Annotated in this window: 13 protein-coding genes; 5 read left to right on the top strand and 8 right to left on the bottom strand. The window is 70.0% G+C overall.

The features are described from left to right. Window positions 1-1,132: 1,132 nt before the first annotated feature. The 6 genes from IE239_RS14825 to IE239_RS14850 all read right to left on the bottom strand — a co-directional run bounded on the left by IE239_RS14825 (window position 1,133) and on the right by IE239_RS14850 (window position 6,505). Window positions 1,133-2,149 carry a branched-chain amino acid ABC transporter permease gene (locus IE239_RS14825; RefSeq protein WP_190149767.1) on the bottom strand — a complete coding sequence of 339 codons (1,017 nt, stop codon included), beginning with the start codon at window positions 2,147-2,149 and terminating at the stop codon, window positions 1,133-1,135. Next, window positions 2,146-3,018, bottom strand: a complete 873-nt coding sequence (locus tag IE239_RS14830; protein WP_190149768.1) for a branched-chain amino acid ABC transporter permease — start codon at window positions 3,016-3,018, stop codon at window positions 2,146-2,148. Before IE239_RS14830 ends, IE239_RS14825 begins: the two co-directional genes overlap by 4 nt. Continuing rightward, window positions 3,015-3,743 carry an ABC transporter ATP-binding protein gene (locus tag IE239_RS14835; protein ID WP_190149769.1) on the bottom strand — a complete coding sequence of 243 codons (729 nt, stop codon included), beginning with the start codon at window positions 3,741-3,743 and terminating at the stop codon, window positions 3,015-3,017. The genes IE239_RS14830 and IE239_RS14835 overlap by 4 nt, the downstream gene beginning before the upstream one ends. Then, a complete protein-coding gene (locus tag IE239_RS14840; protein WP_190149770.1) occupies window positions 3,740-4,468 on the bottom strand; it encodes an ABC transporter ATP-binding protein in 729 nt (242 codons plus the stop codon). The genes IE239_RS14835 and IE239_RS14840 overlap by 4 nt, the downstream gene beginning before the upstream one ends. Next, window positions 4,465-5,787, bottom strand: coding sequence for an ABC transporter substrate-binding protein (locus IE239_RS14845; RefSeq protein WP_190149771.1), 1,323 nt, complete (start codon window positions 5,785-5,787; stop codon window positions 4,465-4,467). The genes IE239_RS14840 and IE239_RS14845 overlap by 4 nt, the downstream gene beginning before the upstream one ends. Before the next feature lie 241 nt (window positions 5,788-6,028). Further along, complete coding sequence (locus IE239_RS14850) at window positions 6,029-6,505, bottom strand: TetR family transcriptional regulator C-terminal domain-containing protein (protein WP_190149948.1); 477 nt, start codon at window positions 6,503-6,505, stop codon at window positions 6,029-6,031. On the opposite strand from IE239_RS14850, the gene IE239_RS14855 reads away from it, so the two are divergent. From IE239_RS14855 to IE239_RS14870, 4 genes are all read left to right on the top strand, one after another. Continuing rightward, on the top strand, window positions 6,417-6,680 hold the full coding sequence (locus tag IE239_RS14855) for a fibronectin type III-like domain-contianing protein (RefSeq protein ID WP_229878099.1): 264 nt from the start codon (window positions 6,417-6,419) through the stop codon (window positions 6,678-6,680). The two genes, IE239_RS14850 and IE239_RS14855, sit on opposite strands and share 89 nt — an antisense overlap. A gap of 216 nt (window positions 6,681-6,896) precedes the next feature. Continuing rightward, window positions 6,897-8,264 (top strand): amidase family protein, encoded by a 1,368-nt coding sequence (locus tag IE239_RS14860; RefSeq protein ID WP_190149773.1) that lies wholly within the window; start codon window positions 6,897-6,899, stop codon window positions 8,262-8,264. Between the two features lie 20 nt (window positions 8,265-8,284). Continuing rightward, window positions 8,285-9,304, top strand: a complete 1,020-nt coding sequence (locus IE239_RS14865; protein WP_190149774.1) for a carbon-nitrogen hydrolase family protein — start codon at window positions 8,285-8,287, stop codon at window positions 9,302-9,304. Next, a complete protein-coding gene (locus IE239_RS14870) occupies window positions 9,301-9,687 on the top strand; it encodes a helix-turn-helix domain-containing protein (RefSeq protein WP_190149775.1) in 387 nt (128 codons plus the stop codon). Before IE239_RS14865 ends, IE239_RS14870 begins: the two co-directional genes overlap by 4 nt. A gap of 446 nt (window positions 9,688-10,133) precedes the next feature. Here IE239_RS14870 and IE239_RS14875 read toward each other — a convergent pair whose 3' ends face one another. After that, window positions 10,134-11,336, bottom strand: coding sequence for an FAD-dependent oxidoreductase (locus IE239_RS14875; RefSeq protein ID WP_190149776.1), 1,203 nt, complete (start codon window positions 11,334-11,336; stop codon window positions 10,134-10,136). A gap of 111 nt (window positions 11,337-11,447) precedes the next feature. On the opposite strand from IE239_RS14875, the gene IE239_RS14880 reads away from it, so the two are divergent. After that, window positions 11,448-12,110 (top strand): TetR/AcrR family transcriptional regulator, encoded by a 663-nt coding sequence (locus IE239_RS14880; protein ID WP_190149777.1) that lies wholly within the window; start codon window positions 11,448-11,450, stop codon window positions 12,108-12,110. An 89-nt stretch (window positions 12,111-12,199) separates the two neighbouring features. Here the strand turns inward: IE239_RS14880 and IE239_RS14885 are convergent, their stop codons facing one another. Continuing rightward, a complete protein-coding gene (locus IE239_RS14885; RefSeq protein ID WP_190149778.1) occupies window positions 12,200-12,844 on the bottom strand; it encodes a TetR/AcrR family transcriptional regulator in 645 nt (214 codons plus the stop codon). Window positions 12,845-13,100: the final 256 nt, after the last annotated feature.

Here is a 13,100-nt window from a genome sequence, read left to right on the forward strand (position 1 = left end):
CCGTGTCGGCAACGCAGGCCAGGCGGGCCGGACAACCATGGTCGCGATCCCCGTCAGCGGGGATGCGGCCGCGAGGGTCGGCCGCCTGGCCTTGCCCTGGAGTGGTGCGATCCCGCAACTGGGTACCGCCGACGCCAGCTCACCGGGCCGAGTTTCCCGGCGGAGGCCGCCGAGGTCCGTCTGGGGACGCGTTGGGGACGCGTTGGGGACGCAAGGATAGGAACAGATCGACAAAGGCAGGGGAGTGTCGGCACGGTTCGCCCCGCCTGACCTGCAAGAACGTCATGGATCAGCGTAGAAAAGCAAGGACCGCCAAGATCCTCAAGGGCTCATAATCCGTCGGCCGTGGGTTCGAGTCCCACCCGCCCCACCTAGTAGGTCTCTGACCTGCGGAAACGTTCATTTCGTCCTGTTGGATCGTCAACTTCGCCTGAACGGACTGAATCCGCTGCGCGTGAGTTCGGCCCCGTTGCGGTCGGTGTTGGTTCACATTGCTCTGACCTGCACAGATGTCGTGGGTGGGCGATGGGGCAGGTTTCCGTAGGTGGCGTGTACGAGGCCTGGGCGCCGGATTCTGGACGCCGGCTGGACACGAGTATCCAGAAGTTCTGCCCGGGAACCTTCGGGTCGGCGGCTCTGCCAGGTCGGCGGGTGGGTACGGGGGCTGCCCGAATGAGGGTGTGGTCCGAGTTGGGACGCGAAAACGGCCCGTACTGGAAACGGCCCAGAGAGGACCGACAGGCGTGGCAGGAGCGGCCGCTTCGCCGTCGCTCTGGTGGGTGCCGGTCACGCGGGCGTCGCCGCCTCCCATGGTGCTGATGCAGTCCGACGCCTGGACGGCCTCGGAGGTGAGGACCTTGGGGGGGATTGCCCAGTGTTTGAGCATGGCGTGCAGGACGTCGATGCGGCGGCAGGTAAGGCAGAGGAGGGCTGCGTTGTGGCGTTTGCTCCACGCCCTCCACGCAGGACCTCTCCTTCCTCCGGAGCCAAGATCCATAATCCCGTTACGGAGGGAGATGGCATGACGGTGTGGGTCAACCACATCGTGATCGGTTACTGGATCGCTTGAGGTGACGGCGCGCACATCAGGGAGAGGAGCCACCGGCCGGGCCGCCTCTTCCTGATGCCGGGTCTACAGCCGGACCGTATGACGCACCGGGAAGACGGCGAATCCCGTGCGGTGCGCGAGCGTTCCCCACAACCCTCGTGGCAGGTACAGCGAGACCACGATGGCCGCCGCGCCGACCACGATCAGGTACCAGACGCCGCTCTGTGCGAAGTACTTGTCGAGGAGGAAGTAGGCGATCGCGCCGACGAAGGGGCCCTCGATCGTGCCGATGCCGCCGATGATCACCATGAAGACCATCAGGGCCGAGTACTGCACCCCGAAGATCTGCGTCGGCGACGCCACCCCCAGGCTGTTGACGCAGATCACCGCACCGGCGGCGGCACATCCGGCAGCCGCCGTGATGTAGATGATCCGCTTGCCTCGCGTGACGTTCACGCCGAGGGAACCGGCGGCGGTGTCGTCGTCGCGGATGGCCTGGAGGCTCAGGCCGAGGCGGCTGCGCAGGACGGCGTAGGCGCCGAGCACGGCCGTGGCCATGACAGCGAGCGCCAGCCAGTAGGTGAAGGCGCGCCGCAGCACCGGATCGGCGGTGACGTCCGAGAGGGTGCGTCCGCTCGCCGCTCCCAGGGAGTCGAAGCGGACCACGACCAGGCGGACGACCTCGGCGATCACCCAGGTGCCGACGGCGAAGTAGCCGCCGCGCAGCCGGAAGGCGAGGTACGACACCGGCCAGGCGAGCAGCGCCACCACGGCGGAGACGACGAGCGTGCCCGCGTAGACGTTCACGCCGTGGTCGTTGACGATGAACAGCAGGTAGGCGCCCAGGCCGATGTACGCCTGCTGGCCCATCGACATCATGCCCGCGTACCCCGCGAGCAGGTTCCACATGGAGGCGAGGGCCACCAGGTAGCAGAGCTTGACCAGTTGGGCCGTGACGCCCGATTCGACGACGTAGGGGAGGGCCGCCATCGTCATGAGGACGACGGCTGTTCCTGCCAGGCCCAGGGCGGTTGCGCGGCCACCGCGGTGTACGGCCGGCAGTGCGGTCGCCTCGGCGGCGGGGGCTGTCTGGACGGTCATGCGAGGACACTCCTGCCGAACAGGCCCTGCGGGCGGAACACCAGGACCAGGAGGAAGACCACGTGCCCCGCGAGCAGGGGAAGGTCCGGGGAGATCTGGGCGCCGACGGACTGGGCCACACCGAGCACCACGCCACCCGCGAGCGTGCCCCACAGCGAGCCGAGACCGCCGATGATGACCGTCTCGAAGGCGAACAGGACGGTGAGCTGACCCTCGAAGGGGGTGACTCCGCCCTGCCGCATCGTGTACAGGACACCGGCCAGGGCCACCGTCGCGAAGGCGATGACCGAGGTCAGGGCGTACACGCGGCGGTTGTCGACGCCCATCAGGCGGACCACCGCGCGGTCGTCGGATGTGGCCCGGACGATACGGCCGGGCTGCGTGCCGTAGAGGAAGAGGTGGAGGGAGGAAAGGACCGCTACCGCCGCCGCTACCGTGATCAGGGGGAACCAGCCGATGGCCAGGCCACCGCCGAGGTCGATGCTCGCGGTGCCGAGCGAGCCGATGGGCAGGGGCTGCGCGTCGCTGCTGAACAGCTGGACCAGGACGTTCGGGATGATGACTGAGACGCCGAAGGTGACCAGCATCGGGGCGAGTTCGCCGAGGCCCATCGCCCGGTCCAGCATGGAGCGCTGGACCAGGTAGCCGAGCCCGCCCACCGCGATCATCGACACGACGATGGTGACGGGGACCGGGACGCCGTAGTGCGCCGCGGTCACCGAGGCCACGTAACCGCCGAGGATCATCAGGTCCCCGTGGGCGAGGTTGGCGATCCGCATCACGCCGAAGACGAGGGACAGGCCCGCGGCGGCCATGGCGAAGATGCCGCCGAGCAGGACGCCCTGCAGGATTGCGTTGAGCCAGGTCATGGGGTCTTCACCTCCGGGAAGGCACCGGTGCCGAAGTACGCGGCGGTCACCTGATCGCGGGTGAGTCCGGCCGTCGTGCCGGTCAGCACGATCCGGCCCTCCAGGACACACGCGATGCGGTCCGCCACGGCGAACGTGCGGTTGAGGTCCTGTTCGACCAGGATCACGGTCGCGCCCTCGGCACGGATACCGGGCAGCGCAGTGTAGAGCTGGTCCACGACGAGCGGGGCCAGACCCAGGGAGACCTCGTCGAGGAGCAGCAGCCGCGGATTGCCCATCAGCGCGCGGCCGATGGCGACGGCCTGCTGCTCACCGCCGGAGAGCCGGGCCGCCTTACGGGCACGGCGGTCGGCGACGAGCGGTATCGCCTCGTACACCTTGGCCAGGTTCCAGGGGCCCTTGCGCCCGGTGGCGGCGCCCACCTGGAGGTTCTCCTCGACGGTGAGCGACGGGAAGAGCCGGCGGCCCTCCGGGACCAGGCAGACGCCCTTGCGGGCCCGGCGGATGTCCGGCTCGGCGGTGACGTCCTCACCGGCCAGGCCGATCGTGCCGCGGAAGGGCTTCAGGGCTCCCGCGATGGTTTTCAACAGGGTGGATTTTCCCGCTCCGTTGGCGCCGACGAGGGCGAGCAGCTCACCCTCGGCCACCTCGAGGTCGATGCCGAACAAGGCCTGGAAGTCGCCGTATCCGGCATCGACGGAGTCGACTCGCAGAAGCGTGCTCATGCCGCCGTACCTCCCAGGTAGACCTCCGCGACCTCGTCGCTGGCCAGTACCTCGTGCGGGTCGCCGTCGACGCGGATCCGGCCGTACGCGAGGCAGACCAGACGGTCGACGACCTGGACCAGGGCCTTGACGACATGCTCGATCCACAGGATCGTCACGCCGGACTCCTTCAGGGACAGCACGGTGGCGACGAGTTCCTCTGCCTCGGCCTCGGTGAGGCCGCCGGCGATCTCGTCGAGGAGCAGCAGGTCGGGACCGGTGGCCAGCGCCCGTGCCAGCTCCAGCCGTTTGCGGCCGAGGAGCGGCAGGGAACCGGCGGGCTTGTTGGCGAGGTGGAGCAGCCCGGCGGTCTCCAGCGCGCGCAGGGCCTGCTCGCGGGCGGGGCCGCCCCGCAGCCGGGCTCCCCGCTCGGCGCCGACCAGGGCGTTCTCGAACACGGTCAGGTCGCCGAAGGGGCGCGGTATCTGGAAGGAGCGGCCGACGCCGAGCCGACATCGCTGCGCCGCGGAGGTGCGGGTGACATCGCGGCCCGCGAGCCGCACGGAACCGGCGGTCGCGCGCTCGACGCCCGAGATCGCGCTGAGCAGGGTGGACTTGCCCGCGCCGTTCGGGCCGACGATGCCGACCGCCTGCCCGCGGGGGACGCTCAGCTCGACGTCCTCCAGGACCCGCAGCTCACCGAAGTGCACGGCGAGATGGTCCACTTCGAGCAGGGGGGTGGTCACAGGTCCGCCGCCTCGGCGTCGGGCTTGACCTGCGGCAGCAAGGTGTTGCTGACGACCTTCAGGTCGTACGCGTCACCGCTGCCCTTGATCCACTGCGTGCCGACCATGGGGATGGTGGCGACGTTCTTGACCGGGTTGGCCGGACCGCCGCCGGTCCAGGAGAGGTGGCCGAGGACGGTGTCGAGGCTCGTCTTCCCGATCTGGGCGGCGACTGCCTCGCGGTCCTTGGGGTTCGCGTTGCGCAGGACGTGGTTGGCCACCTCGAACAGCGCGTGGTTGGGGCCGAGCCCCTGGTTCCACGTTCGGCCCTTCGCCAGCGGGGACTTCTCGTAGTCGTCGGCGAGTGCGGTGGCGGTCTGACCGGTGATCGTGGAGGTGAACGGGAACTGCGGCACCCACCAGCTCGCCGTGCACAGCCCGTTGCCGAGGTTGTTCGGCAGGGAGGCCACCGACGACTCGAAGAGGATGGCCTTGGAGATGGTGGCGACCGTGGGCTTGAAGTTCTGCTGTGCGGCCTGCGTCCAGAACGTCGAGAAGTCGGGCGGCGAGGGCACGCCGGCGAGGATCTCGACGCCCTCCTTCTTGAACTTCGCGATGATCGACGAGAAGTCCTTGGTGCTGGGCTCGTAGGAACCTGGGTCGACGAACGTGAAGCCCTTGGTCGAGGGCTGCGCGCGGTAACCGGTGGTCTTGTCCCGGAAGGCGTTGCCGTCGGAGTCGTTCGGCCACAGCACGCCGACCTTCTTGTTGGTGTCGTGCTGCCGCCACATGTCGCTCTCGACCCTGGCCAGGTGCTCGATGCCGTCGAAGAAGTGGAACGTGTACTTGAAGGTCTTCTTCGGCGTGCCGCCGCGCCCGAAGAACCAGGCCTGCCAGGGCTCGATGGTCGAGACGCAGGGCACGCCCTCGCTCTCGCACTTGGCCGCCACCGGGTGGATCGTGTCCGGCGTCGCGGTGACGAGGACGAGGTCGACCCGCTGCTGGGAGATCAGCTCGTCCGCGATGGTGGCCGCCTGCTGCGGGTCCGAGCCCGTGTCGCGGTCCAGGATCTTCACGTCGTACTTCTTGCCGTCGTGCGTGATCCCCTTGGCGAAGAAGGCACGCACCTGCTTGAGGATGTAGGCGTCGGACTCGGCGAAGGCCGCGTAGGCGCCGGTGCGCGGGCTGACGTAACCGATCTTGATGGTGTTGCCGGTCGAGTCGCCCGAGCCCTTGAGGCCGGAGGAACACGCGGAAAGGATCGGGGAGGCCGCTGCGGCAGTGGCTCCGAGGCCTCTGAGGACGGTGCGGCGGGAGGGCTTGATCGCGGGGTGTTCCATGGCGGGCTCCGGAGGGCCTTGAGCCGCAGGTCACGGGCTGCGGCGAGTGGAGGAAGTGGCCGCGAACGTAGGCCCGCCGTCCGTGCCTGGACAGGGCACGGATTCGATATGCGAGACGGCTGGGCCGTCGGTGACCCTAATGAAACATCAGCTGTACGCAGAGGGACGTAGAGGAGTCACTGCACGCCCAAACCGGGACGGGTGGGACGCCTGGAGCTCCTGGGGTCGGCGCCCGCGCGCGTCAGGGCGTCGCGCGGATCCGTTCGCGCAGGTCCCTGGTGTACGCGTGGAACACGCCCATCAGGTCGACCTGGCCGGGATCGGCCAGCCACTGGTTCTCCAGGCCCTCCATGACGGCGACGATCTGCGTGGCCAGCAGCCCGCAGTCGAGGTCCCCGCGCAGCTCACCGTCGGCGATGCCCGCCTCCAGGGCCGTACGCACCAGCGTCCGCGCCTCCGTGAAGTGCCGCCTGCTGTACTCGGCCGCGGGGTGGTCGCCGCCCGCCGATTCGGCGGCCAGGACATGGGAGAGCTGTACGAGCCCGGAGCGCTCGGCGTTGCGCACCACGAGCCGGTCCAGCATGTCGAGCACCTGCAGGCCGCGCAGGGTGAAGATGTCGTCCACCCCCATGCCGTACCGGTCGCGCAGGTCGCGCTCGGCCAGCACGGCCGCGAGCAGTGCCTGTGCGCCCCGACGCCGGCTCGCCGGTTTCGCCACCGCCCGGGCCGCCCCCGGAGGGACGACTGTGGTGGAGATACCGGCGCCTCGCCGGGCCGCGCAGATCTGGGACGCGGAGTCGGACGCCTGGCACACGGTGCAGGGCCGCTATCGCCTGCGCGCCGGGCGGTCGTACGCGGATCTGCGCGTCGAGGCGACATGCGACGCGCTCTGACGGCTTCGGGGCCGGCGGCACGGTGGCCTCTCAACTCGGCGGCTCGGCGGGCTCGTGGCCTCACGGATCAGAGGACCGGCGTACCGCAGGCTCAGGCCGTCTCGGGCACCCGCCGCCGCCTCGCGAGAGCCGGACGGTGCCGACCGACGCATCTGGAGTCTCGCATTGAGAAACAGCCATGTTCATGAGCAGCGGACAGGACCTTATTGTCCGCCCATGCAGACCGCCCTCTCCAGGCTTGCCACGGGGACGCTCACCAGCGTCTCGCTCACCGAGGAACTCCTCGCGCGCGCCGAGCGGGCCGACGACCTGGGGGCCTTCGTCACCCTCGACGCCGACCGCGCTCTCGCCGAGGCCGCGGCAGCGGACCGCACCCCAGCCCGGGGCCCGCTGCACGGGCTGCCGATCGCCGTCAAGGACAACATCCACGTCGCCGGACTCCCCAACACCGCGGGCTGCGAGGCGCTCGCCGGATTCGTCCCGGACCGAAACGCGCAGGCGATCACCCGGCTGCGTGCGGCCGGCGCGGTCGTGTTCGGCAAGACCAACATGCACGAGCTGGCTCTGGGAGCCACCACTGCGGGCGGCCCGTACGGCCCCGCCCGCAATCCCGCCGCCCCCGACCGCTTCGCGGGCGGAAGCAGCGGCGGCACCGCCACGGCCGTCGCCGCCGGTCTGGCCCCGGCCGGACTGGGCACCGACACCGGTGGCTCGGTCCGCGTCCCGGCCGCGCTCACCGGCATCGCCGGTCTCCGCCCGACCACGGGCCGTTACCCCGCCGGGGGCGTGACGCCGCTGTCGCGGACGCGCGACACCATCGGCCCCATGGCCGCGACCGTCGCCGACCTCGTCCTGCTGGACACCGTCCTCGCCGCCGACCGGGGCCCGGCCGAGGCACCCGACCCGCGCGAGGTCGTGCTCGCCGTCCCCGAACACCACTTCACCGAGCCGCTGCACCCGCGTACCGCCGAGGTGTGGGAATACTCCCTGGACGTCCTGAGGACCGCCGGGGTCCGGCTCGTGCCGGTACGGCTGCCGGAGGTCGAGACGGCCGAAGAACTGGCCGGATTCCCCATCACCCTCTATGAGGCCGCCAGGCAGCTGCCCGGATACCTGCACACGGCGACGGGCGGCACAGAACCGGCGGAACTCCTGGCCCGGATCACCCACCCCGACGTACGCACGACGATGGAGCAGGTCGTGTTCCCGCAGGCGGTCACCGAGTCGGAGTACCGGGCCGCCCTCAAGATCCGTGACCGTGTCCTCGTGGACGGCTACCGGCGGATCTTCCGCGAAACCGGAGCACACGCCGTGCTCTTCCCCACCACACCCCTGCCCGCCGGACGGATCGACACCGACACCGAGCAGGTACGGCTGGACGGTGACCTGTGCCCGGCCTTCCCCACGTACATCCGCAACACGGGACCCGGCAGCGTCGCCGCTCTTCCCGGCCTTACCGTGCCCGTCCGGTCGGCAGGCCCGGGACTCCCGGTGGGTGTGGCGCTCGACGCGCCCTGGAACACCGACCGACGGCTCCTGGGCCTCGGCCTGCTGGTCGAACAGCTCCTGGAAGCGGGAGCATGAAGAGAAGGAGACGATCGGACATGACAGAGACCACTCGCCGCTTCAAGGCCGCAGCCGTCCAGGCCGAGCCCGCCTGGCTCGACGCGGAGGCCGGAGTCGCCAAGACCGTCGACCTGATCGCGGAGGCGGCACGTAACGGCGCCTCTCTCATCGCCTTCCCGGAAGTATGGATCCCCGGCTACCCGCACTTCCTGTGGCTGGGCGCGGTCGCCGACCAGGTCCCCTTCGTCCGCCGCTGCCACGCCGCCTCGCTCGCCCCCGACAGCGACGGGATGACCACGATCCGCCGCGCCGCCCGGCAGCACGGCATCACCGTCGCGCTCGGATACAGCGAAAAGGACCACGGTACCCTCTACATCACCCAGACCGTGATCGCCGCCGACGGCAGCGTGCTCCTGCACCGCCGCAAGCTCAAGCCGACCCACGTCGAGCGCAGCCTGTTCGGCGAGGGCGACGGCAGCGACCTCAGGGTCGTCGACAGCGCGCTCGGCCGGCTCGGCGCCCTGAACTGCGCCGAGCACGTCCAGCCGCTCAGCAAGTACGCCCTGTACGCGCAGAACGAGCAGGTGCACATAGCCAGTTGGCCGTGTTTCGGTCTCTACCGCGACCTCGCCTTCCAGCTCAGCGCCGAGGCCAACATCGCCGCGACCCAGGTGTACGCCATCGAGGGCAGCGCCTTCGTCCTGATGGCCACCCAGGTCATCTCCCCGGCCGGCATCGACGTCTTCGCGTCCACCCCCGAGCAGCGCCGCCTGCTCACGGTCGGCGGCGGCTGCTCGCGGATCTTCGGCCCCGACGGGCGTACCCTCACCAAGGACGTCGACGAGGGTGAGGAGGCACTGGTGTACGCCGACATCGACCTCGACGAGATCGACCTCGCGAAGAACGCCTTCGACCCGGCCGGGCACTACGCGCGCGCCGACGCCACCTACCTCGTTCACCGTCGCGAAGCCCGCCGGCCCGTGGTCCGGGAGGGAAGCCCCGCCGAGACCGTGCTGCCGGCGTTTCCGGTGCTGGACGACGAGATCCCCGAGCCATGACCCGGCCTGCCGAAGACTCTCCGCCGCCGAGCCGGCCCCCCGTCCAGACCCTGGACCGGGGGCTCCGGCTCCTGGAAGTGATCGCGCTGTCGGACGTACCGCTGACGCTGGCCGAACTGAGCCAGCAGATGGGGCTGCACCGCTCGATCGTCTACCGGCTGCTGCGCACCCTCCAGGACCACCACCTGGTCGCCTGGCGTTGGGCCGACACCGCCCAGTACAAACTGACCCAGCAGGGTCAGCATCGGGCGGCTGGAGCGATCGACCTGTTGGTGTGTGCGACAGCTGTGCACCATGGGCACACCGTCCTTCATGTGGACAATGACTTCGTGACGGTGGCCGGAGTCCTCAAGGAGGTCCAGCAGCGAGATGTGCGAGCCTGATCGCAGGAACGTTCTCACCTGCCAGGGAGCGTCAAACCCCGACGGGTCAGGGCTCCCCCGAGAGCCGTAAAGATCGCTTGCTCGCCCCCTGCTCGCCCGGAGTGCAAACGGCCGTCGCCGCCGCCCCTGCCGGTCCAGCCCCCCGTCCTCGGGGCGGGTACGACGAATGCGCCCCCGCAGGGCCACTCCCGTTGTTGCGGCTCTCAGCCTTGGGCCGGCTTCGCGTGCTGCTCCGGTTCGGCACCCGCGAACTGACGGGCCGGATCCCTTTCCTCGCCATCGCGCCGACGACGCGAGGTGCGCGCCGAGCCCTTCCGCCCGTGGCTGCCGGCGGGGCTTCCCCGCATGGTCCCGCGTGCGCAACGACGGCTGACAGCCGTGTGTTGGAGGTGCGAACCCGTGGTCGACGCGGAACCTACGCACAGATCACCGGCCCCCACGCTCAGTCAGTCCTCGATCAGGGCCAGCTGTTTGTTGATCTCCTTCGGGTTGGTGTCGCCGGCGGCCATCTGCAGGAAGGGGGTGTGGTCGAACACGAGGTCGCGAAGGGGCCGTAGCGGGGCCGGGGTGTGGTGGAAGACCTTGCCGAGCATCCAGGCCTGCTGAACCTGGCGGGCGGTGTGCGGCTTGCGCGGGGCCTCGTACGCCTCCAGCGCGGCGCTGACGGACGCCAGGTCGGTGAGGTCGACGCCGCGCAGTGACCTGCCGAGGAAGTAGCCGTCCTCGATGGACATGCCGGCGCCGTACGCGGCGTACGGCGAAGTCGGATGGGCGGCGTCGCCGACCAGGGTGGCCCGCCCCTTGCTCCACTGCTTCAGACGCGGGCGGTCGCGCAGCACCCAGCGCTGCACGTTCGCCGGGTCGGTCGCCTCGATCAGCCCGGGAAGCGGGGCGGGGAATCCGGCGGCGAGCGCGGCGGCGGCGGACCTGAGGTCGGCCGGCGGGAGAGCGTCGGGGTCGGTGGCGGCGAGCATCCACCACTGGTGGCCGTCGCGGCCCTTGTGCCGGATCGAGGTCCAGCTGCCCTGGACCGTCGCACTGTGGGTGAGGACCGACATGTTCGGCTGAGTGCCGGGGACGTCGGTCAGTGTGAAGCCGCCGAAGACGTGCAGCCGGTGTTCCCGCTTGGGAGCGTCGCCCCACAGCGTGCGGCGGACCAGCGAGTCGATGCCATCGGCACCGACGAGCAGGTCGTGTTCGGCGCTGCTGCCGTCGGCGAAGTGCAGGGTCACCGCCCGGTCGTCCTGCTGGATGCGGTCGACGCGCCGGCCGAACCGCACCATGCCCTCGGCGAGGGCGGCGAGCATCCGCTCGTACAGCTCCGGACGCAGCAGGCCGATGAAGCCGCCGCCGTAGGCCCGCTTGACCTCCTCGTCGAGTTTGACGTGCACGCGGACCTTGCCGCGGAGGTTGCGGAACTCGGTGTCGGTGGGGGCGCCGAGGTCGTCGGTGTCCACCCCCAGCGAGCGCAGCGCCTTCAGCGGCGGGGGCCAGAGGTTGAGGATGTTGCCGGCCGGACGGGCCTCCCGGTAGCGCTCGTAGACGACGACATCGTGGCCGGCCTGTGCGATGCCGAGTGCGGCCGCCATGCCGGCGGGGCCGGCGCCGAGAACGGCCACCCGACCGGGACGGGCTGGAGTGGAGGACATACGACACCTTCCGAGAGGCAAAACAGTAGCGGCTGCTACTGTTAGCGCTGAACGGTAGTGGGCGCTACAGTTTTGTCAAGGTTTCAGGCCGTCAACCAGGGAGGACGGGTCGTGGCAGACGTCGCCGCCGATGACTTCGAGGTCCGGCCGCCGAAACAGCGCCGCAGCCGCGAAGCCTGGAACCGGGTCCTCGACGCCGGGGTGACGCTCCTCGAGGACGGCGGCTACGAGGCGTTCACCATCGCGGCCGTGTGCGATCGCGCGGAAGTCGCCCCTCCCGCCATCTACGCCCGCACGAACACGAAGGACGCCCTGTTCCTGGCGGTGTACGAGCACGGCATCGCGCGCCTGCGCGCCGAGCAGGAGGTCTTCACCGACGCGGACCGCTGGGCCGCACTGGAGCCGGACGCGCTCGTGCGCTCGGCCGTCGCGGAGATGGTCGGCATCTCGCTCCGCCACACCGAGTTCCTCCGGGCCGTCGTCCTCACCTCGGCCGCGCACTCGGAGGTCCAGCGGCGCGGCTCCCGTCACGGCCGGGAGCTCGGAGAGAGGTTCACGACGGTTCTGCGCCGCCTGGCGGGTGTGATCACGCACGACGATCCGGAGGCCGCCCTCTGGTCCTGCTTCGACACCCTCTTCAGCGCCTCGATGATCCGGGTCGCGTACGGGCCCGCGTTCGCCACGCCCGTCCCGGTCGACGACCACCGGTTCGTCGTCGACATGGGGGAGACGGCGGTGCGCTACCTGCTGGGCGGCGGCTGCCCCCGGGTCTGATCACTGCAACAGCAACAGCAACAGCAACAGCAACAGCAACAGCAACAGCAACAGCCGAGCCGCAGACGGTGAGCGCGGCAGACGGTGGCCTAGTGCCGCGCGGCGTTGCCGCGGAGCCCGAGCCTGGTGATCGTGCGGCGGAGTGCGGTGCGGATCGCCTGCGTCGTCGACGGGTCGAGCGGTGTGGAGAGGTGGTCGATCTCCAGACCGGCGATGACGGCGAGAATGATCTCCGAGTCCGTCTCGGGATCGTCCGATCCGAGTCGGCTCGCGACATGGCCGACCTGGATCTGCAGCGCCTGGCGCCACGCCCGCGAGACGCGTGCGAGATCCGGCCTGCGGGTTGACTCGATCAGGAATTCGTACTCCGCGACCAGGCTGGTGCGTGCCTCGGTCAGACCGTGGTGGATGAACGCCGTGAGGTGCTCGGCGATGTCGTCGGCGTGGTCGCCGTTCTCGACGCCCGCGAAGGCGGCGAGGACCCGGTCCGCCTCCCGGCGGGTGTGCAACTCGAACGCCTCGAGGATCAGGTCGTCCTTGGTCTTGAAGTAGTAGCCGAGGGCTCCGAGCGGCAGCCCCGCTTCCGCCGCGATGGCGCGCATGGAGAGCCCGGCCAGTCCCTTGTCCCCGATGACCCGCAGGGCTGCTTCGAGAATGGCCGCTTTGCGGACCCCGCCGCGCTCGGTCAGGACAGGGGTGTCTCGTTGCTGGGCGGATCCGCCGGGCCGGCTCATGTCTGTCGTCGTCCTTCTCACCTGTGGGTGACCTCCGGGCGTCGCCCGACGGCAATGCCGCACGGTAGCAATCGCGGGGCAGCCTGCCTGTGTGGTGCGCCGCGGCATCATGTCCTTCATCGTTGGAACTGGAACGAACGTACCACTCGGTTGAGGAAAGGGCGGCCGTTCTGCTCGGGTCCTCTGCGGTTTCAGCCGCGCGTATGCAGGTGAGCTGGCTATTGCCGTGCAGCTCGACTCCACTTACTGTGTCGAA

Origin of the sequence: Streptomyces humidus (genome assembly GCF_014649655.1) — a bacterium.
GTDB classification, from domain to species: domain Bacteria; phylum Actinomycetota; class Actinomycetes; order Streptomycetales; family Streptomycetaceae; genus Streptomyces; species Streptomyces humidus.

What these genes read in the sequence shown, in the direction of transcription:
- IE239_RS14825 (WP_190149767.1), bottom strand. Translation starts at nt 2,149, where the DNA reads ATGACCGTCCAGACAGCCCCCGCCGCCGAGGCGACCGCACTGCCGGCC.
- IE239_RS14830 (WP_190149768.1), bottom strand. Translation starts at nt 3,018, where the DNA reads ATGACCTGGCTCAACGCAATCCTGCAGGGCGTCCTGCTCGGCGGCATC.
- IE239_RS14835 (WP_190149769.1), bottom strand. Translation starts at nt 3,743, where the DNA reads ATGAGCACGCTTCTGCGAGTCGACTCCGTCGATGCCGGATACGGCGAC.
- IE239_RS14845 (WP_190149771.1), bottom strand. Translation starts at nt 5,787, where the DNA reads ATGGAACACCCCGCGATCAAGCCCTCCCGCCGCACCGTCCTCAGAGGC.
- IE239_RS14855 (WP_229878099.1), top strand. Translation starts at nt 6,417, where the DNA reads ATGCCGTACCGGTCGCGCAGGTCGCGCTCGGCCAGCACGGCCGCGAGC.
- IE239_RS14860 (WP_190149773.1), top strand. Translation starts at nt 6,897, where the DNA reads ATGCAGACCGCCCTCTCCAGGCTTGCCACGGGGACGCTCACCAGCGTC.
- IE239_RS14865 (WP_190149774.1), top strand. Translation starts at nt 8,285, where the DNA reads ATGACAGAGACCACTCGCCGCTTCAAGGCCGCAGCCGTCCAGGCCGAG.
- IE239_RS14870 (WP_190149775.1), top strand. Translation starts at nt 9,301, where the DNA reads ATGACCCGGCCTGCCGAAGACTCTCCGCCGCCGAGCCGGCCCCCCGTC.
- IE239_RS14875 (WP_190149776.1), bottom strand. Translation starts at nt 11,336, where the DNA reads ATGTCCTCCACTCCAGCCCGTCCCGGTCGGGTGGCCGTTCTCGGCGCC.
- IE239_RS14885 (WP_190149778.1), bottom strand. Translation starts at nt 12,844, where the DNA reads ATGAGCCGGCCCGGCGGATCCGCCCAGCAACGAGACACCCCTGTCCTG.